The 20,678-nt window shown below is 32.0% G+C and carries 20 protein-coding genes, 1 tRNA gene and 2 pseudogenes; 1 reads left to right on the forward strand and 22 read right to left on the reverse strand.

Features of this window, described 5'->3' with window-relative positions; all coding sequences use genetic code 11:
• The 8 genes and pseudogenes from CPG45_RS00920 to tnpA (CPG45_RS00950) all read right to left on the reverse strand — a co-directional run.
• Complete coding sequence (locus tag CPG45_RS00920; RefSeq protein WP_096230210.1) at nt 1-318, reverse strand: PadR family transcriptional regulator; 318 nt, start codon at nt 316-318, stop codon at nt 1-3.
• 623 nt (nt 319-941) lie between these two features.
• A pseudogene (gene tnpA, locus CPG45_RS00925) lies at nt 942-1,357 on the reverse strand (IS200/IS605 family transposase).
• 315 nt (nt 1,358-1,672) lie between these two features.
• A complete protein-coding gene (locus CPG45_RS00930) occupies nt 1,673-2,515 on the reverse strand; it encodes an SAM hydrolase/SAM-dependent halogenase family protein (RefSeq protein ID WP_096230211.1) in 843 nt (280 codons plus the stop codon).
• Between the two features lie 33 nt (nt 2,516-2,548).
• A complete protein-coding gene (locus CPG45_RS00935; RefSeq protein ID WP_096230212.1) occupies nt 2,549-3,382 on the reverse strand; it encodes an energy-coupling factor transporter transmembrane component T family protein in 834 nt (277 codons plus the stop codon).
• A complete protein-coding gene (locus CPG45_RS18405) occupies nt 3,372-4,100 on the reverse strand; it encodes an energy-coupling factor ABC transporter ATP-binding protein (RefSeq protein WP_197702825.1) in 729 nt (242 codons plus the stop codon). The genes CPG45_RS00935 and CPG45_RS18405 overlap by 11 nt, the downstream gene beginning before the upstream one ends.
• 32 nt (nt 4,101-4,132) lie before the next feature.
• Nucleotides 4,133-5,104 (reverse strand): ATP-binding cassette domain-containing protein, encoded by a 972-nt coding sequence (locus CPG45_RS18410; RefSeq protein WP_197702826.1) that lies wholly within the window; start codon nt 5,102-5,104, stop codon nt 4,133-4,135.
• 38 nt (nt 5,105-5,142) lie between these two features.
• Nucleotides 5,143-5,700 (reverse strand): ECF-type riboflavin transporter substrate-binding protein, encoded by a 558-nt coding sequence (locus CPG45_RS00945; protein ID WP_096230213.1) that lies wholly within the window; start codon nt 5,698-5,700, stop codon nt 5,143-5,145.
• Nucleotides 5,701-5,991: 291 nt separating this feature from the next.
• Nucleotides 5,992-6,336: pseudogene (gene tnpA / locus CPG45_RS00950) on the reverse strand (IS200/IS605 family transposase); the annotation flags it as partial.
• Nucleotides 6,337-6,473: 137 nt separating this feature from the next.
• On the opposite strand from tnpA (CPG45_RS00950), the gene CPG45_RS00955 reads away from it, so the two are divergent.
• Nucleotides 6,474-7,958 (forward strand): ISLre2 family transposase, encoded by a 1,485-nt coding sequence (locus CPG45_RS00955; RefSeq protein WP_096230214.1) that lies wholly within the window; start codon nt 6,474-6,476, stop codon nt 7,956-7,958.
• A gap of 422 nt (nt 7,959-8,380) precedes the next feature.
• Here CPG45_RS00955 and CPG45_RS00960 read toward each other — a convergent pair.
• From CPG45_RS00960 to pstC, 14 genes are all read right to left on the reverse strand, one after another.
• Nucleotides 8,381-8,456: transfer RNA gene (locus CPG45_RS00960), tRNA-Pro, on the reverse strand.
• Between the two features lie 49 nt (nt 8,457-8,505).
• Complete coding sequence (spoIVA, locus tag CPG45_RS00965; protein ID WP_096230215.1) at nt 8,506-9,984, reverse strand: stage IV sporulation protein A; 1,479 nt, start codon at nt 9,982-9,984, stop codon at nt 8,506-8,508.
• A 106-nt stretch (nt 9,985-10,090) separates the two neighbouring features.
• Nucleotides 10,091-11,083 (reverse strand): NAD(P)H-dependent glycerol-3-phosphate dehydrogenase, encoded by a 993-nt coding sequence (locus tag CPG45_RS00970; protein ID WP_096230216.1) that lies wholly within the window; start codon nt 11,081-11,083, stop codon nt 10,091-10,093.
• Nucleotides 11,084-11,097: 14 nt separating this feature from the next.
• Complete coding sequence (gene plsY, locus CPG45_RS00975) at nt 11,098-11,694, reverse strand: glycerol-3-phosphate 1-O-acyltransferase PlsY (RefSeq protein WP_502695811.1); 597 nt, start codon at nt 11,692-11,694, stop codon at nt 11,098-11,100.
• Between the two features lie 16 nt (nt 11,695-11,710).
• Nucleotides 11,711-13,030 (reverse strand): ribosome biogenesis GTPase Der, encoded by a 1,320-nt coding sequence (gene der, locus CPG45_RS00980; protein ID WP_096230218.1) that lies wholly within the window; start codon nt 13,028-13,030, stop codon nt 11,711-11,713.
• Nucleotides 13,031-13,034: 4 nt separating this feature from the next.
• Nucleotides 13,035-14,339, reverse strand: coding sequence for a DUF512 domain-containing protein (locus tag CPG45_RS00985; protein ID WP_096230219.1), 1,305 nt, complete (start codon nt 14,337-14,339; stop codon nt 13,035-13,037).
• Nucleotides 14,340-14,390: 51 nt separating this feature from the next.
• Nucleotides 14,391-14,855: a DUF3189 family protein gene (locus CPG45_RS00990; RefSeq protein WP_096230220.1), complete on the reverse strand. Its 465-nt coding sequence runs from the start codon at nt 14,853-14,855 to the stop codon at nt 14,391-14,393.
• Between the two features lie 79 nt (nt 14,856-14,934).
• The gene (locus tag CPG45_RS00995) at nt 14,935-15,402 is read right to left on the reverse strand and encodes a DUF3189 family protein (protein WP_096230221.1); all 468 of its coding nucleotides are present in this window, start codon (nt 15,400-15,402) and stop codon (nt 14,935-14,937) included.
• 85 nt (nt 15,403-15,487) lie between these two features.
• Entirely contained in the window at nt 15,488-16,621 is a 1,134-nt protein-coding gene (gene spoIIP / locus CPG45_RS01000; RefSeq protein WP_172856447.1) for a stage II sporulation protein P, read from the reverse strand.
• Entirely contained in the window at nt 16,599-17,315 is a 717-nt protein-coding gene (locus CPG45_RS01005; protein ID WP_096230222.1) for a DUF1614 domain-containing protein, read from the reverse strand. Before CPG45_RS01005 ends, spoIIP begins: the two co-directional genes overlap by 23 nt.
• 90 nt (nt 17,316-17,405) lie before the next feature.
• Nucleotides 17,406-18,062, reverse strand: coding sequence for a phosphate signaling complex protein PhoU (gene phoU, locus CPG45_RS01010; RefSeq protein WP_096230223.1), 657 nt, complete (start codon nt 18,060-18,062; stop codon nt 17,406-17,408).
• 12 nt (nt 18,063-18,074) lie between these two features.
• The gene (gene pstB / locus CPG45_RS01015) at nt 18,075-18,824 is read right to left on the reverse strand and encodes a phosphate ABC transporter ATP-binding protein PstB (protein WP_096230224.1); all 750 of its coding nucleotides are present in this window, start codon (nt 18,822-18,824) and stop codon (nt 18,075-18,077) included.
• Between the two features lie 42 nt (nt 18,825-18,866).
• Nucleotides 18,867-19,754, reverse strand: coding sequence for a phosphate ABC transporter permease PstA (gene pstA / locus CPG45_RS01020; protein ID WP_096230225.1), 888 nt, complete (start codon nt 19,752-19,754; stop codon nt 18,867-18,869).
• Complete coding sequence (gene pstC / locus CPG45_RS01025) at nt 19,751-20,656, reverse strand: phosphate ABC transporter permease subunit PstC (protein ID WP_096230226.1); 906 nt, start codon at nt 20,654-20,656, stop codon at nt 19,751-19,753. Before pstC ends, pstA begins: the two co-directional genes overlap by 4 nt.
• Nucleotides 20,657-20,678 lie beyond the last annotated feature (22 nt).

Below are 20,678 nucleotides of genomic sequence, written 5' to 3' on the forward strand. Positions count from 1 at the left end.
TTACCCCCCAATGATTTCAGTTGCGACCTGAATAAGTTCTTGCAGTCTTACCAGTTCTTTCTCTGCAATTTCCTTGCCTGCTTTTGTGATGAAATACTCTTTCTTTCTTCCCTCATTATCCCCGTGAAAAGCAATCCATCCCTTTTTTTGCAAAGCATTCAATGCTCCATAGAGTGTTCCTGCTCCTAAAGAAAGCCGTCCTGCTGTTTTTTCTTCAATAAACTGCATAATAGCATATCCATGCCTTGGTGTATACAGGGAAAGCAAAATGTAAAAAGTCACTTCTGTTAGCGCACCGCCTTTCACGTTATCTCTCAATCTTACACCTCCAAGTTAGTTCGCTTACTATAATTATTATATCAGTAACCGTAATATTATTATATCAGTAACCGTAATAAAATTCAATAGCTTTTAACGATATTTTAAAATTGCAATATGGAACCACCGTTCCTGCACTTCATCCCTTATCCGGGTAAACTCCCGGTACGTATTTTCACGTTCGGCGGTAAGCTCGGAACGATGGGCCTCGTTATCATTGCTATATTTTTATTATATTTTAAGCAGATTCTGATGTTAATAATTTTTTTGGTTAATTGAAAAAGTAATTTCCACCCCCTATCCCATTGAACAGTAGAAATTAATCTTACAAATAAAACTTAAATGATTTTTATCTCAAACTTTTATCTGAATATCTATTCCTGTTGAAGTTAATCCTGCAAAGTGGAAGTTACCTTTTCATTTGACCTTAATAATTTTTTATTCGAATTTGTCAACCAATTTAGTTCTATTTTAAATCATGATCACCCGTATAACGGGTGGTTGCTCTGAGGCTATAAGCCTCTGATACTGGCCAGCGTCTAAAGGCGCTGGCTTTTACTTTGTTCAAGCCACTATGCATTTGTCACTTTTGCTCGCCCCTAAAGGGCCAAACGTACTACGGGCTACCCCTTAAAGGGGTTCTCATATTCTTTTACACTCAATTTGTCCAACATGATATCTTGCTTTTCTTGCTCTTGGATGTATTTTTTTATCGTTGCCTCATTAAGTCCTACAGTGCTTACATAATATCCTTCCGCCCAAAAATGCCTATTCCCAAATTTATACTTTAAATTTGCATGTCTGCCAAATATCATCAATGCACTTTTCCCTTTTAAGTATTCCATAAAACTAGACACACTAATTTTTGATGGTATTCTTACCAGCATGTGTACATGATCCGGCATTAGATGTCTTTCTATAATTTCCACTCATTTATATTGACATAGTTCTTTTAATATATCCCTAATACTTTCTTTGTATTGATTATATATTATTTTTCGTCTATACTAAAAGTGAACACAATGTGGTACTTGCACATCTAATTTGTGCGTACCATTTCATCTCATTTATTAGCCATTAAATCACCTTTCCTTTTGTTATATAGTAGCTTGAACAACTCTATTATGAAGGAAAGGTGATTTTTTGTATAACTTCTGTCTCGCACCCACATAGCGGGTGGTTTTTGTTTCAATCGCTATGCGAACTCAACAGGCTAAAGCCCATAATTAAAAGCTGGTAAGGTAATATCCTACCTTACCAGCTAATGCCCTTGCGGTTACACACTGTTTACTTTATTGTACAATAATACTACCATTAGGTCAATAACTTAATTTTTCTATAAACTATTGTTTTTTTAAACAGACTTTATAAATTTAACAGTCCAATGTAATCCAAATCCTATATTATAAGCTTTGGCAAAATTGCCTTGATTTATAGCAATCGCCATCCTTAACAAAGAATTTACATATATAATTTGTTCACTTATATAAACGTCCATGAAAGATTTCCCAAAAGGGATCCTGTTATTATAAACAATTGTTGAACCATTTTTTATTATTACTTCAACTCTTTCACCATATTTAAATCCTAATGATAAAAATTCATCTTTAGTTATATTAGTCCAAACATTTCCAAATCGGACATCTAATATATCTATATTACCTTTTATACTATTTTGAGTTTTAACTGTTTCTCTTGTTTCTAATTCAACTATACTTTCTAAAGGTACTTCTGGACCAACATCAATAAAATCTATCTGCCCCGAAGCCAATTTTGCACCTATATATGCATATATATCTCTTCCATGAAAGGTATGCGATTCTTCAGAATTAGGACGTCTATAAATGCTAATATCTATTTCCCTTACCTTTGTAATACCCGCAAACTTTTTTAAATGTGTTAGAGTCCCATTATCTGGAGTAACAATATAGTGTCCATCTTTAGTAAAAGCAACAATAGACTTCCTCGATGTCCCAACCCCTGGATCAACTATCGAAACAAAAACTGTTCCTTCAGGCCAAAATGGAACTGTTTGAAATAATCTATATGAAGCTTCCCATATATTATATGGTGTTATATCATGAGTAATATGAGATATTTTAAGGTCTTTATGAACACCTAATGCTACTCCTAACATTGCAGCAACAGCACCATCAGCCATACCAAAATCACTTTGAAAAACTAAGAGCTTGTACATTACTATTTACCACCCCTAAAATAAAAAGTATTCTTAAATAAAAGGATTATAAAATCTACTATGATTTACAAATATAGAAATTAAAACTGCAATAACAAAAATAAGAAGTGAAACAAATATAGCAAAATAATCATCTATCCCCATTTTTTTCGTTGTATACCAAATACGAGTTTTATATTTACCAAAACCCCTTAAGTCCATTGCATTGCTTATATGTTCTATCCTATCTAATGTTGAAAAAATTAAAGGAATTATAATAAATAACGCATTTTTAAATCGATCCTTAAATTTAGCTTTATAAGATAGGTCTATACCTCTTGCTTGTTGAGCTAAACTAATATCCATGTAGTCCCTCTGGACATCAGGAAAATATCTTAATGTAAGTGCTACTGCAAAAGATAATTTATAATTTACACCGACTTTGTTCAATGAAGAAGCAAGTTCACTTGGATTAGTTGTTAATATAAATATTATACCTAATGGAATTACTGAGATATATTTAAAAAATTTCGTTGTTTGATATAACAATTGCTCCAAAGTTAAATTATACCTACCATAAATTTGCAATATTACATGCCTTGTTCCATAGATTTTTACCCCTTCTTCGGGAGAAAACAAAAATGTTATTATTTCATTAAATATTAGAAAAATAAGAACATAAATTATCATTATTTTAATTTGTTCAAATTTTATTTTCGCAATTTTTAAAAGAGCAACAGAAAAAATAAGAATTGCTAAAACCACTCTTATGTCATATGAAAACATTACTGCTGATGTTAAGAATAAGAAACTTACCAATTTAGTAAGGCCGGAAAGTCTGTGTATAAAAGTATCCTCTATGTTATATAAAAATAGTTTACTTTGCATTTACACTTCTCACCGACCTTTCATAATTAATAAAATTTTGTACAAATTTAGTTTCATCTTCAATTCCAATCATCTGTGACAAAGTATATAAGGACGTTTCCTTTAAATTTGCTTTCCTTATGACCTCTTTATCGGTTAAAATCACTGATGGTTTATCATCTGCAATTATTTCACCATCTGATAAAACTATAGTCCTATCAGTGTATTCTAACATCAAATGCATATCATGAGTTATTAGAATAATTGTTGTACCTAATAAATTAATTTCCAGCAAAAAATCCATAATTTCTGAGTAGTGTTTATAATCTTGTCCAGCTGTAGGTTCATCTAATATTATAATTTGGGGATTTAATACAAGGATAGAAGCAATAGTAACTCTTTTTTTCTGTCCATAACTTAGAGCGGAAACAGGCCAATTAAGAAAAGGTGATAAACCACAAATACTAGCAATCCTCTTTACTCTTTCTTCAATTTCGTTATTGCTTATTCCTCTTAATTTAAGACCGAGAGCTATTTCATCAAATACGATATTTTTTGTTATCATTTGATTAGGATTTTGCATTACAAATCCAATAATCTCGGCTCTTTCTTTTATCGTTTTGTTAGCAATATTTTCGCCATTATAATAAATACTACCACTATCTTCTTTTATAAAACCACATAAAACTTTTGCAAAAGTCGACTTGCCTGCTCCATTTTTCCCAACAATAGAAATCATTTCTCCTTTATAAATTTCAAGATTAATATTTTTTAATGCTTTTTTTTTTCATAAGAAAAACTGAGATTTTTAACTTTCAGCAAAGGATATACTTCTTTGCCTAAATCTTTATTTCCACTTTTATCTATATTTAAATAATACCAATCATAAACTTTTTTCTTTTCTGAAGAATTTAATTTTAAACTCCAAATATAACCAGGTAACATATCTTCTGAAACTTTTACACTTGAATATTTCAAAGCAGAAATATACAAAGGTTCTCTTATTCCTACATTACTAAGTATGGAACTTCCCATAAGTTGATGAGGATCAAGTTCAGCTATAATTCTTCCTTCATGTATAACGATAATTCTATCAATTGGCCTGTGTAATACATCCTCAATCCTATGTTCTATTATAATAATAGTTTTATTCGTGTTTTGATGAATTTCATCTATAATTTCAATAGCTTTTTTGCCTGTTGCTGGATCTAAATTTGCCAATGGTTCATCAAATAGTAGAATATCAACATCATCCACTAAAACCCCAGCTAATGTAGTTCTTTGCTTTTGTCCTCCAGAAAGTTCAAAAGGGGAAAACTTCAAGAAATTTTCCATTCCTACCATTCTTGCAACTTCTTCTACTCTTTTTCTCATTATATCTTGTGGAACATTTTGATTTTCTAAAGCAAATGCGATATCTTCCCCCACCGTTAAACCTATAAATTGCGAATCTGTATCCTGTAATACTGTACCAACATATTTTGATAGTTTAAATATATCCATGTCCCGTGTATCAAATCCTTTAACTTTTAAACTTCCTTCTATATCACCTTTATAAGCAAATGGAATTAAACCATTTAAGCAATGAGCTAAAGTACTTTTCCCGCTACCACTTGGGCCTAATATAAGAACCTTCTCACCAGGATATATTTTTAAATTTATATTAAATAAAGTAGGTTCAGATTGAGTATAATATTTAAATGTAAAATTATTAAATTCGATTATTGGCTCACTTATATACATAGAACTCCTCCAAATTTTGTTATGAAAATATAAACAAATTAACTTCTCCCTATACTACCTTTTTTTGGCCTTGTGGCTGCATATGCAATTAATAATAATGTACCTATAACACCTGCACTTATTGAATTCATAATTGCAGCAAAAATTCCCTGAACTACAACACGATTAACTGGTTCAGCATAAACTATAATATCAAGAGCTGGAGCAATTATTAACCATGATATTACATTCCCGATAACTTGAATTACATTAAACTTTATAATATCTTTTGTCTTAAACTCTCCCTCTTCTACGTTAGTATTCTTATATCCAAAACCATAAATAAATCCAACAACACCACTTGCTATTACCCAACTCCACCAAGGAGAACCATACTGCAATGCATCACTTAAGGCATGTCCAATAAAAGCAATGAGTCCTCCCGCAATAGGTCCAAATAAAACTGCAAAAAATGCATCAAAACCATACGCTGTTTGAAAACTTGTCTGTGGTATAGGAGATGGGATTTTAACATACATAAATAGTAACATAAAAATTGCTGCCCCTAAACCTGTAGCTACTATTGTCCTAGTAGTAACTTTAAAATACTTTTCCATTTTCATCCTCCTTAATATAATATTTAAAAAATTGAAATTCATTTAAAGATATTATATATATAACAACATTACATGTCAATAAAGATAAATTTGAGGTTCCGTGTCAAGAGGTTAATTGTAAAATTAAATGCGACACCAAAAAATCATAACCACCCGTCTAACGGGTGGTTTGGTCTGAGGCTATAAGCCTCTGTTACTAGCCAGCGTCTAAAGGCGCTGGCTTTCACTTTGTTCAAGCCACTATGCATTTGTCACTTTTGCTCGCCCCTAAAGGGCCAAACGTACTACGGGCTACCCCTTAAAGAGGTTCTCATATTCTTTTACACTCAATTTGTCCAACATGATATCTTGCTTTTCTTGCTCTTGGATGTATTTTTTTATCGTTACCTCATTAAGTCCTACTGTGCTTACATAATATCCTTCTGCCCAAAAATGCCTATTCCCAAATTTATACTTTAGATTTGCATGTTTGTCAAATATCATCAATGCACTTTTCCCTTTTAAATATCCCATAAAGCTCGACACACTAATTTTTGGTGGTATGCTTACCAGCATGTGTACATGATCCGACATTAGATGCCCTTCTATGATTTCCACTCCTTTATATTGGCATAATTGTTTTAATATATCCCTAATACTTTCTTAGTGTATAATTTTAGTAGGCGGTAAAAAATAGAAAAAGGAAGGCATCCAAAAGATACCTTCCATTCACATGAATCATCCGCTATAATGTTTAAATAGAAAAAACAAAAAAGCGTTATAGAGGTGATTACATGCTAGAAATAAGTTTAAACGAAAATGAAATAAATTTCAAGGATTTAGAAGTAGAAATTTACAAATTAGTCTGCGAAGAAGCTTGTAAAATAATGGCTCAAATCCTTATGAAAATAGATGATATGCTACTAGAAAAAAGGGACAAAAAAGAATATAGGTGTAAAGGTAAAAAGCATACAAACGTAAAGACAATTATGGGCACTGTTGAATTTGATAAAAGAATTTATGGACATATAAATAGTGAAGGTAAAAAGGAATATGTTTATCTTTTAGATGAGTATTTAAAAATGGATACAATAGGGCATATATCAACAAATCTTATTGAAAAAGTTGTAGAAAATGTAACAGAAATATCATATAGAGAAGCAGCGAAAAATATAGAATCATTAACAAATCAAAGCATAAGCCATACAACTGCATGGAATATAATACAAAAGATTGGAGAGAAAATAGCGGAATTAGAAAAACAAGATATAAAACTATTCAAAGAAAACAAATTAAGAGGAGAAAAAGAAACAAAAATGTTATTTCAAGAAATGGATGGATTATGGTTATCTATGCAAGGCAAAGATAGACCAAAAGGCAAAAAAAGCAGAGGGAAGAAAGAAATAAAATTAGCAGTAGCATACGACGGATGGGTAAAAAGAAGCCCAGGAAGTAATGAATATATAACACATAATAAAATAGCATGTGCAGGATTTGCAAGCAGCAAAGAATTTAAAGAATTAGTAGATGCAACGATAGCAAAAGAATACAACATAGACGAAATAGAAATAAAGATAATAAATGGGGATGGAGCAAGTTGGATTAAAGAAAGCTTGGGAGAAGAAGGAGTATATTTTCAATTAGATCCATTTCATAAAAGCCAAGCAGTAATAAGGAATGTAGAGAACAAAAAAGATGCCCGCAAATTAATGAAAATGCTAGATGAAGGAAAAGCAGAAGAAAGCCTAGAATACATAGCAAAATTAATGATAGAGCAAAAAGATGATGAAAAGCAAATGAAGAAATTAGAAAAACTATATAACTATTTAGTAGCCAATAAAGAAGGGATAAAACCATACCAAAAGAGAGAAGAAATAAAAATACCAGAAGCCCCAGAAGGAATAGAATACAAACATTTAGGAACAATGGAAAACAATATATTTGACACATTAGCAAGCAGAATGAATGCAGGAAAAATGAGTTGGACAGAAAAAGGTGCAAACAATTTAGCAAAGATATTAGCCTTAAAGACAAGTGGAAAACTTTATAGTGTAGTAGAAACATACTTCAATGTTATAATATCAAAAGAAAAATTAACAGAGATAAAAGAAGAAATAAAACTATCAGCAGCGGATGTAAACAAAAAGCAGAAAAAAGCAAAAACATATCGCATACAAAGAGGCGGTATGCCGTTTGAAGGTTGTGCAATGACAAACAGTCGAAAAGCAATAAGAGAAATACTCAGATACAAATGTTTAAGTGAATTAAAAGTCATATAAAAGGCGCAATATGAAGATAAGAATGGAGTAATAACAATTGCACGAAAATTCACAATACATTAAACATTATGCGGATAAAATTTGAAGAAAAAAATTTGCCAACAACTACTTGACACAAACTTATACTTTCTTTGTATTGATTATAAATTATTTTTCGTCTATACTAAAAGTGAACACAATGTAGTACTTGCACATCTAATTTGTGCGTACCATTTCATCTCATTTATTAGCCATTAAATCACCTTTCCTTTTGTTATATAGTAGCTTGAACAACTCTATTATGGAGGAAAGGTGATTTTTTGTATAACTTCTGTCTCGCACCGGCATAGCGGGTGGTTTTTGTTTCAATCGCTATGCGAACTCAACAGGCTAAAGCCCATAATAAAAAAACCGCAAATACTTGCGGTTACTGGCTATTTAAATGGTCTGAGTGACTGGATTTGAACCAGCGACCTCCAGAACCCCATTCTGGCGCGCTACCAGCTGCGCTACACCCAGACATTTTACGTTAATATATTATAAACCATCTTACTTAAAAAATCAAGTATTACAATATGATGCAGATAATGCCTCCCCCCCCGTCATTAACAATACGTTCTAATGTATCTCTCAACTTTAAGCTGACATTTTCAGGTATTTTGCCTAATTTGCTCTGCATCCCTTCTTTCACTAAATCACTTAAGGATTTCCCGAAAATGTTGGATTCCCATATCTTATCAGGGTCATTTTCAAACTGATCTGTTATATATTTTACAAAGTCTTCACTCTGCTTTTCAGTTCCAACAATCGGAGATACTTCAGTCGTTACGTCAGTCCTAAAGATGTGGAGGGATGGAGCTGATGCTCTAAGTCTTACTGCGAAGCTACCACCTTGGCGAACTATCTCAGGCTTTTCGAATTCCATATTATCGATGCTTGCAGGGACTACACCAACCCCTGTCTTTTTAGCATCTTCTAAAGCATCCTTTAACTTATCATATTCTGATTTTGCATATGCAAGCTCTTTCATCATCTGCATTAAATCTCTATCGCCGCGAATCTGTAATCCGCATTCATCACTTAAAATCTTAAAGAATAGTCCTTCTTTCGTCTTGACTTCAATGTCAGCTATTCCTTGCCCAGGATTTATTTTTTTCACTACAACGTCTGCCATATTTTCATTTGATTTAATTCCATCAGCCGTTCTTTTTACGTCACGTAATCTAAATAATTCATTTATACTTTGCTTTATGGACTCCATTATGCTCTGCTTTAACCAGTGGTCATTCTCCAATACATCTACCCACCTTGGAAGGTCAATGTTCAATTCGGTGATAGGAAATTCAAACAATACTTTTTCAAGTATATTCTTAATATCATCGATTTCCATCTTCAAAACATTTATAACTACAACAGGCACATCATATTTTTCTTCTAAATCTTTCCTTATTTTAATTGTCTCGGGGTCCTCTGGATGTGTCGTATTTAAAAGGATTATAAAAGGTTTTTGTATATCTTTTAATTCTTTCACAACCCTTTCTTCGGCTTCTAGATAATTTTCCCTCGGTATATCTGTTATACTTCCATCTGTTGTTACTACAAGCCCAATTGTGGAATGGTCATTTATAACTTTCTTTGTACCTATCTCGGCTGCCTCTTCAAAAGGTATTTCATAATCATACCACGGTGTAGTCACCATTCTCGGTTTTTCACCTTCAAGATAACCCATTGCACCTTTAACCATATAACCTACGCAATCTACAAGTCGTACACTAAACTTCGTGTTTTCATTTATTGCTATCTCAATGGCCTTTTCCGGAACAAATTTTGGTTCTGTCGTCATGATAGTTTTACCTGCCGCACTTTGTGGAAGCTCATCCTGTACTCTTTCTCTTAGATTAACATTATCGATATTTGGTAATACTAAGATATCCATAAATCTTTTTATAAAAGTAGATTTCCCTGTACGTACAGGTCCGACTACACCTATATAAATGTCTCCTTCTGTTCTTTCAGCTATATCCTTATAAATATCGTAATTTTCCACATCATTTCCCTCCTTTTCGTGTAATCAAAATGTTAGATTTTATATGCTTTAACACTACATATATATGAGAGAAATGAGCAAATATGAATAAAAATAAGGACAAAAATTATATATCTTCCATCTCATGTTTTTTGTTGCGAGTCATCAAAGAATGAACGGCTTTACGTGGGTCTTTTCCTTCAAATAATATTGAATATATCTCATTTGTAATAGGCATTTCAATATTGTGAATTTTCGACAATTTATAAGCTGATTTTGTAGTATTAATTCCTTCAACAACCATTCCAATTTCATCTAGAGTATCGCTTAATGATTTCCCTTGTCCGATTTTAATACCAGCTCTTCTATTCCTCGAAAACATACTAGTACATGTTACAATAAGGTCTCCCATACCTGTAAGCCCTAAAAATGTCAAAGGATCTGAACCTAAGGCAACACCAAGCCTTGTAATTTCAGCGAGACCTCTTGTCATAAGTGCTGCTTTTGTATTATCGCCAAATCCAAGTCCATCAGATATTCCGGCTCCAAGAGCAATAATATTCTTCAATGAGCCGCCTAATTCAACGCCAATTAAATCTTTGTTTATATACAATCTAAAATTTTCGTCCATCATAACATCTTGAATATATTCACATGCTTTTATATCTATTGACGATAAAACGCATGCAGTTGGTATATGCCTACAGACTTCTTCGGCATGGCTTGGTCCAGAGAGCACAACAACATGATTATCTATCATTTCATTGATAACTTCAGACATTCGTTTTAAACTGGTTGTTTCAATACCTTTTGCTAAATTTACGATTATTGCATCATCCTGAATGATATTTTTTATATCTTCTACTACATTTCTGACAGCATGGGAAGGAACAGCTAAAATTATTATTTTTTTATTCTTTAAAGCATAACCTATATCATTAGTTATTTCAATTTCTTCCGGGACCATTACATCAAGGTATTTTTTATTGTACCGTGTTTTTTTTATCTCTTCCAATTGATTAGGATTTTTTGTCCATAAACATATATTATGCCCCATTGAGTTTAAATGTATAGCCATTGCCGTTCCCCAGCTTCCTGCACCTAAAATTGCTATATCCACTTTTATTCACCCTTTTATTTAACTTTCGTTTTTTGTCCTAATTTCGATTCCGTACCATTTAGTAATCGTTTTATATTCGATCTATGTTGAAATATAGCAAGTATTGTCAGGATTATTGCAAAGATTAACATATTAACTGATTTAAAATATATAATATTTAATACTAGAAATGAGAGCGATCCTAGCATTGAACCAAGTGATACGTACTTGCTTATAGTAATTATAATAACGCCAATTAATAAAGAATACAAAGCGATAATAGGATTAATGACAATTATAACACCAAGGCTTGTTGCGATGCCCTTTCCACCTCTAAATCCTAAAAATATGGGCCAGTTATGACCACAAACAACAGCAATTCCGGCTACGAGTCCACCGATATCACCTGCTATTAATCTACCAAGTAATCCTGCTATGACACCTTTTAAAACATCAAAAGCAAAAACCGGCAAAGCTGCTTTTATGCCTAAAACCCTAAGGACATTTGTAGCTCCTGCATTTCCGCTACCAAATTTTCTTATATCTGTTTTTTTAATGTATTTTGTAAATATATACGCATTATTTATACAGCCGATTAAATATGCTAATAAAAGAGCAACAAATATTTTCAACATTTTGTCACCTCCTTCATTTCTCACCTTTTTTTCTAACTTCCATTTTTATAGGTACACCTCTAAAGCCAAAATTTTCTCTTATGGTATTTTCTAAAAACCTCATATATGAAAAATGCATTATCTCAGGATCATTAACAAATACGGCAAATGACGGTGGTTTTATACCATATTGTGTGATATAATACACTTTCAATGGTCTTCCCTTATCTGCCGGTGGCGGATTAATAAGTAAAGCCTCATTAATAACATCATTTAAAATTCCTGTTGCGATTCTTTTATTATATTCTTCCCATATGTCATTTATTTCCTCAAATAACTTGTTTAATCTTTGCCCTGTTTTGGCAGAAATAAAAATTATAGGAACAAAATCAATAAATGAAAACTTTTCTTTTATAAGCTTTGTATATTCATTTACTGTTTCATTGCTTTTTTCTATCAAATCCCATTTATTAACGGCAATTATCAAGGCTTTTTTGTTTTCATAAGCGTATCCAACTATTTTTGTATCTTGTTCTGTAGGACCTTCTGTTGCATCAATTACAAGTATACATATATCAGATTTATCTATCGCTGCTAATGCTCTAATAACACTATAGCGCTCAATTTGATCGGTTATCTTACCCTTTTTTCTCATACCCGCCGTGTCTATAATAACATATTTTTTATCATCTTTTTCAAAATAAGTATCTATCGCATCCCTTGTTGTTCCAGGAATGTCGCTTACAATGACCCTTTCTTCACCAACAATCTTATTTACAAGAGATGATTTACCCACATTAGGTCTACCTATAAATGATATCTTAATTGTATCTTCATCATAATCTTCAATGTATTCGGGTATGTTTTTTATTACTTTGTCAAGAAGGTCTCCTATGCCAAGTCCATTTGACGCGGAAATAGCTATAGGTTCTCCAAATCCCAAACGCATTGAATCATAATATGAATTTGGCATTTCTTTAAAATTGTCTACTTTATTTAAAACAAGTATAACTTTTTTTCGAGATCTGCGCAGCATATTTGCAATGTCCTCATCCGTTGGATTTAAACCTGCTTTTGCATCTATTACAAACAGTATTAAATCAACAGTTTTTAAAGCTGTTTCTACCTGCATGCGTATTTTTGAAAAAAATTCATCATCAGAGTTCGGTTCTAATCCGCCTGTATCAACTAAAACAAACTTCTTTCCAAGCCATTCGGTATTTACATATATTCTATCTCTCGTAACACCAGGTTTATCTTCTACTATCGAAATCCTCTGACCTGATATTTTATTAAATAGAGTTGATTTTCCTACGTTTGGCCTACCTACAATTCCAACCATTGGATATACCATACCATCACCTTCCAATTATCTTTCGTATAAACTCTTCACCATCTACTGGAGATACAATAACTTTAGTTTTTAGTTCATCTTCAAGGTCCTCAACTGTTGTATCATCAAGAAAAACATTTGTACCTTCTCTTAACATGCAATCCGGGATAACTAATATTTCATCATTTATTTTTTCTTTTATTTGATTTATTATATCACGACCAGTGATAAGACCAGCGACTGTTATTTTATGACCAAAAAAATCATTAATTATAGGTATCACATTTATATTTATTCCTATGTCATTTAACCTATTTGCAAATTCTCTAATAAATTTATATGCAGAAACACCTGTTACAACACAATAATTATTATTATTTTTACTTATATTATTAATTTTTTTAAAATAATCGTCAAACTGCTTTTTAAACTTAGCCATTAGCCCTACACCATTCTCAATCTGTGGAAATCCTTCATAATGGCTATAATCAGGTATTGCCTTATTTGCTAATACATAAAATTCATCCGCAAGAAAGATAAAGGATGATCCTAATTCTTTCTTTAACTTATTCTGCCATTTACTAACTTGCTTAACTATACTATCGGCACTAATCGCATCATATGGTTTCAATTTATAAAGACCTTCTCTATGGTCTGTAAGACCTACTGGCACTGCTGCAGCAGACTTTACTCCAGGGTATAATTTTGACAGATCGCTTATTGTCTTATCTAATATTTCTCCATCATTAAGACCAGGACATAATACTATCTGACAGTGTACTTCAATTCCATTCTCAGTTAACTTTTTAAGCTTATCAAATATTCCTGAAGCATGAGGATTTTGCATTATTTTTTTTCTGACTTCATCATCTGTCGCATGTACTGATATATAAATAGGTGACATCCTATATTTGATAATTCTTAAAAAATCCTCATCATTTAAATTTGTCAATGTTACAAAATTACCTTGTAAAAATGAAAGACGATAATCATCATCCTTAAAAACCAAAGAATTTCTAACTTTGTCGGGCAATTGATCAATAAAACAAAATACGCATTTATTTCTACAACGCTTTAACTTATCTATTATACCTGTTTCAAATATAAGTCCCAAATCTTCATCGTAATTCTTTTCTATATCATAAAGGTATTCTTCACCATTATCTTTCCTTATTAAAATATTGATAAAGTCACCAGAAATCTGATATTTATAATCAATCAAATCAGTTATTTCATTACCGTTAACAGATATCAAAATATCGCCTTTTTTTATACCAAGCTCTTTAGCAATACTATTTTTTTTAACATCCTTTATTATGTGTTCAGCCATTTATTTTCCTCCTATAAAATATCCACTAATATTATGAATTAATAGGAGAACTTAGTCAAGCTCTTTTAACTTTGATTTTACATTATTTACGAGGTCTATGAAATTTTTATATTTTCTTAAAATCCCATAAACTGTAAATGGCCTACCAACGGAAACTATTCTAAATTTTCGAGATGTCATACCTCCAATTTTTGTCATTATCCCTATCGCAGGTAATGCATCTACAAACATTATTTCGTCTTTATCTATACCTGATTCTCTAAGAAAGCTATAAACCGCCCTAATCATTATTTTTCTTCCGTTTTTAGCACCTATTGCATATACATCATTGTCAAATTCATCAATTCCCATATAAAAGGGTATTCCGATCTGATTCCCATCTGTTGTATCATAATGTGGTAAAGATATAATTTCTTCATATGATGGAATCCTATCATTTTGAAGCAAACCTACATGAATAGATGCTGCTACTATAGAAGAATGTGCACTACCATAACATATGTACGCTACAATCATAATTCCCTCTTAAATAATTTATATTTTTATTTCATATAATTTGTAATTGTCTATATAAAACACTAAATAATAAGTTTATTTATTTCTTATCATAAAAGGTGGTTTGACTTATTAAATTTTTCTTATTTAAAACAACAAAATCTTTTATTTTATAAAACCTTTTATTTAATAAAATATATAGCAAATAATCAATAACATTTTTTAATATAGATGTTCGTTCCAATGTCAAAAAAAGTTTAAGATATCTTGGCTCCAATTTATTTGTATCTATAAAGATTAATTTTTCATATTCAAGGTTAAAAACTTTTCTTATTCCTTCAAGGGTTTTCTTAATATTATCGCTAAAGTTTTTCATACCCATTGTATAAATTTCGCTGTAATTTTCATCTATGCCGATATATTTCATTTCTCCATAATCTATTTTTAAAATCTCTGGAATGCTTAAAAATTCATCCCATTTAATATAATCTTTTATCAATTCCGTATGTATGTATGCGGCTATTACAGATGAATAGCACCCATAATAGCTATAATAAATAATCTTCAAATTTCAATTCACCTCATAAATTAATAGGCTTGTTAAATCAAGCCCTACAGTATACCTAAATATTGGTTTTCTGTATCAATATAATTTACTTTTTATCTTTCTTAAAACGGCCCAAAAAACTGGTAAATTCCTTTTTTGTACCGTTTTTAAACTTATAAATCAGCTCTCTTCCGCCAGTACTTAAAAACATAAATCCTGCAATGGAAAATACAGCGATGCCTATAAGAATCCATATTCCTCTTCCAGAGGCTCTATTTTGTGATGGTGTAGATTTTTGTGTATTTGTTAAATAACCAACTTGTTTTTTCTCATCAGACCCGTATACAGCTTTTGTAAGAACATCAGCCATAAATTTAGCAGATTCTTCCGCCCTTTGTCTCGTATGCGTATCTGTACCAAATTCTAGCAGTAATGAATTTGGCGTTAAATCCTGATTGTAATCACCACTACCATAAAAAATATCTTTAACAAGGTTAGGGTATTGCTTATCTGCTATTGCTTTTATTCTAAATGCCAAGTCTTGGTTTACTTTCATATTTGCATTTGTCCTACCAAGCACTAACCTTACACCTGTAGCATTTGTTCCAGCTATTTTTCTTATATAATCTTGATATGGTGCTGCGTCCCTGTGGACATCAAGTAATACATCAGGTCTATCATTTTTAAGTAACTTTATTGCTCCAACCCTTGACCTCCTGTATGCCATTGCATCATGTGGTAAGTATAAAGTTCTATCTACTATAGTTTTAATTCCTTTACCCTCTAATGCTTTGCTTAAAGATGAATCAACATGATATATACCACCATGACCGTATATACTTGATGAACCATCTGTTGGTATATATGACTCATCGCTATGCGTTGAGTACATTGCAATTCGCCTTTCACCTGTTTTCTGGGCCATTACTTGTGATACTTTATCTATATCAATATTAGGTAACTTTATCGTTTCAATATATTTTGCATAAGCTTTATCGTTCTTCTTATCAACTTTTATGATTTTATACATTTTATTATCATGTGAAAGATATTGGTCATTCACATTCAAATCCCAAGATATTCGAAATAATATCTTATCTGTGTTATTTTCATATACAGTATAGTAACCGCCTTTTTTCCCGCTCCAATCATCCGCATAATTATATTTTATTGGTATTAATGTTAATAATATAAAAAGTAGAGCTATTATAAGTATTTTATTGTTCTTCATCTTTATCACTATCCTTTTTGCGGGATTTTTCTTTTATGTTTTTTACATCTTCTTCATTTAATAAGCTGCTTGTCAGATGTGGTTCCGTATCCTTTTTTGCTGTTCCACCCTGTAATTTTTCTCTTGTTTCGCCAAGGACCTCTGACAAAAGTACAGCAATTATCATTGAAATAACTACAGTATCAACTGCTCCTGCGCCACCAATTGATACTGTCCCAGGCCTTGCAGTAGCTATATTTATTACGCCTTGCACAATATCACTCAAAATTACCCCCATAACACCTGCAATAAAAGCACATCTCCTTGACCTTCCAAATAGATATGCAATTAATCCACTGACTATCCCATAAATATAATTTGGTTCAATAAACATTGCTTCTGGTTCGCTCGGCAAAAGCCTTCCTGCTAGAAACACAGCTGCTCCAGCCAATATAGATGCTATTATCCCATTGAATCTTTCGCGACTACTTTCAGCTTTAATGAATAAGTAAATTGCGACAGCTGCTGGTATTATAGCACCACCTATATTTATAGAAACGTTTCTTCCGAGCGGTATCGAAGGCAGAAATGTACCTACAATCATTCCTATAATTATAATCAATGCCCATGTATCTGTCATCTTCATTCTGTCAAGGACTCTATGTGCAAATCCAAATAATATAAATAAGCCAGTTATTGATAAAATTATATAACTCAGCGGCATATCTATCACCTCTTCGAGAAATAGCTTTTGCAGTTTTTTTAAAAAGTATACAAAAAAAACACCTATAAAGGTGTTTTTTAAATTTACTATTCATTCATTTAAATCAATATGCTGTCCATTATCTAGATAAATAACCCATTCACAAATATTTGTTGCATGGTCTGCAATTCTCTCAAGATAACGCGCAACAAACAAAAATTGTGCGGCCTGATTTATATTCTTTGGATCTTCTATCATATATGTCATTAATTCTCTAAATATTTGCTTATACAATCCATCAACGATGTCATCTTTCTGTTTTATGGTTTTTGCTAATTCTACATCTTGATTAACATATGAATCAAGTGAAAGCTTAACCATTTCTCTTACAACATCACTCATTCTCGGTATATCTATAAGAGGTTTAATATATGTTTGATCAGCTATTCTAAGTGTAGTCTTTGCAATATCTACTGCATGATCAGCCATTCTTTCCAAGTCTGTATCGATTTTTAAACCAGTCAATACAATTCTTAAGTCTTTTGCTAATGGTTGTTGTGTTACAATAATTCTTGAGCATCTATTGTCAATCTCGACTTCTTTTTCATCAATTATATCATCTTTATCAATTACATTTTGTGCTAATTCCGTGTCATGATTTGTCAATGATAAAATAGAATTCCCAATAGCTTCTTCCACAAGACCGCCCATTTTGAGTATGTCATAATGTAAATCTTCTAACTCTTTTTCAAAATGTGTCCTGTTCATATTCACACCTCCTTAACCGAATCTTCCAGTTATATAATCCTCTGTTCTTTTATCCCTAGGATTATAGAATATATCTTCTGTTCTTCCTGTTTCTACAATCTCACCATTTAAAAAAAATGATGTAAAATCAGAAACTCTTCCTGCTTGCTGCATATTATGCGTTACTATAACTATAGTATATTTATTCTTTAATTGATCAATTAGTTCTTCTATTTTCATAGTCGAAATAGGATCAAGTGCGGATGTAGGTTCATCCATTAAAATTACTTCTGGTTCAATTGCAAGTGTTCTTGCTATACACAATCTCTGCTGCTGACCACCAGATAAACCAAGTGCAGAATTATTTAGTCTATCCTTAACTTCATCCCATAATGCAGCATCTTTTAAACTTTTTTCAACTATTTCATTTAATATTTTTTTATTTTTTTGTCCATGAATACGTGGTCCATAAGCTATATTGTCATAAACTGTCATCGGAAACGGATTTGGTTTTTGAAATACCATACCTACGCGTTTCCTTAATTCTATAACATCTACATCTTTATATATATCTTGATTATCAAGCATTACAGTGCCCTTTATTGTTACACCATCTATAAGGTCATTCATTCTATTTAAAGTTCTTATAAATGTTGATTTTCCACATCCAGATGGACCGATAAGAGCCATAACACTATTTTCTTCAATATCTATGTTTATATTTTTAAGTGCCTGCATTTCACCATAAAACAAATCAAGACCTTTAACTTCGATCTTTTTCATGAACTAGGTTTCCCCTTTCTATATATAAAAAATTATACCACATTATTTTCCACCTGTCATCCTATTGTATAAAGCATTTCCTAACCAACGCGATAAAAGATTGAAAACCAGTACTATGATAAGGAGAATAGCTGCAGATCCATCAGCAATCTGCCTTGCGTCTGGTGCAAGACCTTCACTATTAACCTTCCATATATAAACTGCAAGGGTCTCTGCAGGCCTAAACGGATAAAATGGTGATGCCGGATTAACAGGATTTATAACATTAAAATTTAAAACAGGTGTACTCATTCCAGCTGTATAAAGTAATGCAGCAGCCTCGCCAAATATTCTTCCAGATGTTAAAATGACACCTGTTATAAGGCCTGGTAAAGCCGATGGCATCAGCACTTTTGTTATTGTTTGCCATTTTGTAGAACCAAGTGCAAAACTTGCTTCTTTCAATGATCTTGAAACACTCCTTATAGCATCTTCGCTTACTCTAGCCATTACAGGCAAATTCAAAACCGTAAGTGCCAATGCACCTGAAATTAATGAATACCCCCAGTGCAGCATGTTCACAAAAATAAGTAATCCAAAAAGACCAACAACTATTGAAGGCAGTGAAGAAAGTGTCTCTGTCGATAATCTAATTATTTCAGTAATCTTTCCTGGTCTCGCATACTCTGACATATATATACCCGCTCCAATACCAATAGGAACAGAAATAATTAATGTTACTATTAAAAGCAAAAGTGAATTAAATATCTGTGGTGCTATACCTCCACCTTTTTCCATGAATTTTGGCGGTGTTAATATAAAATGAAGATTTAATTCGCTTCTGCCTTGATACAGAATGTAACCAATTAATGCTAAAAGAAATAAAATTAAAATTATTGCTATTAAATAAAAATATATTGTAGCAATTTTATCATAAACTCTTGATTTCATTTATACATACTCCTCCTGCCCACAAGTCTTATTATAATTATAAAGCCTAATGATATTAATAGTAATAGCAATGCTAAAGACCATAATGCATTATTCCAGGTAGAACCAGTAACGGTATTTGCCATATCCATAGTTATTATAGACGTTATTGTCGACATTGGCTGAAGGAATGATAAAGGAAGTGCTGGTCTATTTCCTATAACCATTTGAACTGCTAAAGCTTCACCAAAAGCACGGGCAAGCCCTAATACAACAGCAGTCAAAATACCTGATCTTGCAGCAGGTAAAACTACTTTTCTTATAGTCTGCCATCTTGTTGCGCCAAGTGCATATGATGCTTCTCTTATATCCCACGGTAAAGCTTTTATTGCATCCGAACTAACGCTTGTTATAGTTGGAAGAACCATAATAGTTAATACAAGGATACCAGCTAATAAACTAAATCCAAGTCCGCCAAAATGTTTACTTATAAATGGTACTAAAACAGATAATCCAATCCAACCGTAAACAACAGATGGAATTCCAACAAATATTTCCATAGCAGGTTGCAAAAAGCTTTTACCAAATTTTTTAGCTATCTCTACCATAAATATTGCAGATGAAATACTTAATGGTGTGCTTATTAAAATAGCAAAAACTGATACAAAAACTGAACCGAGTATAAATTGCAATGAACCTATCGCAGGTCCTCCTTGGTCATTTGCTCTATCAGGTTTCCATAAAGTACCAAATAGAAATTCTTTTATAGACTTCTTGTCAATAAAAAATGTCGATAAACCTTTCGATGCTACAAAATAAAATATAGATATTGTAATAACAACTAATAAAAAAGCACATATAAAAGCATACAACATCCCGATATTATTAAATAATTTCCGCCTTTTATCAAAATTTCCTGACATATGATATCCCCCACTATTAAGT

This window comes from Thermoanaerobacterium sp. RBIITD (assembly GCF_900205865.1).
Classification (GTDB): domain Bacteria; phylum Bacillota; class Thermoanaerobacteria; order Thermoanaerobacterales; family Thermoanaerobacteraceae; genus Thermoanaerobacterium.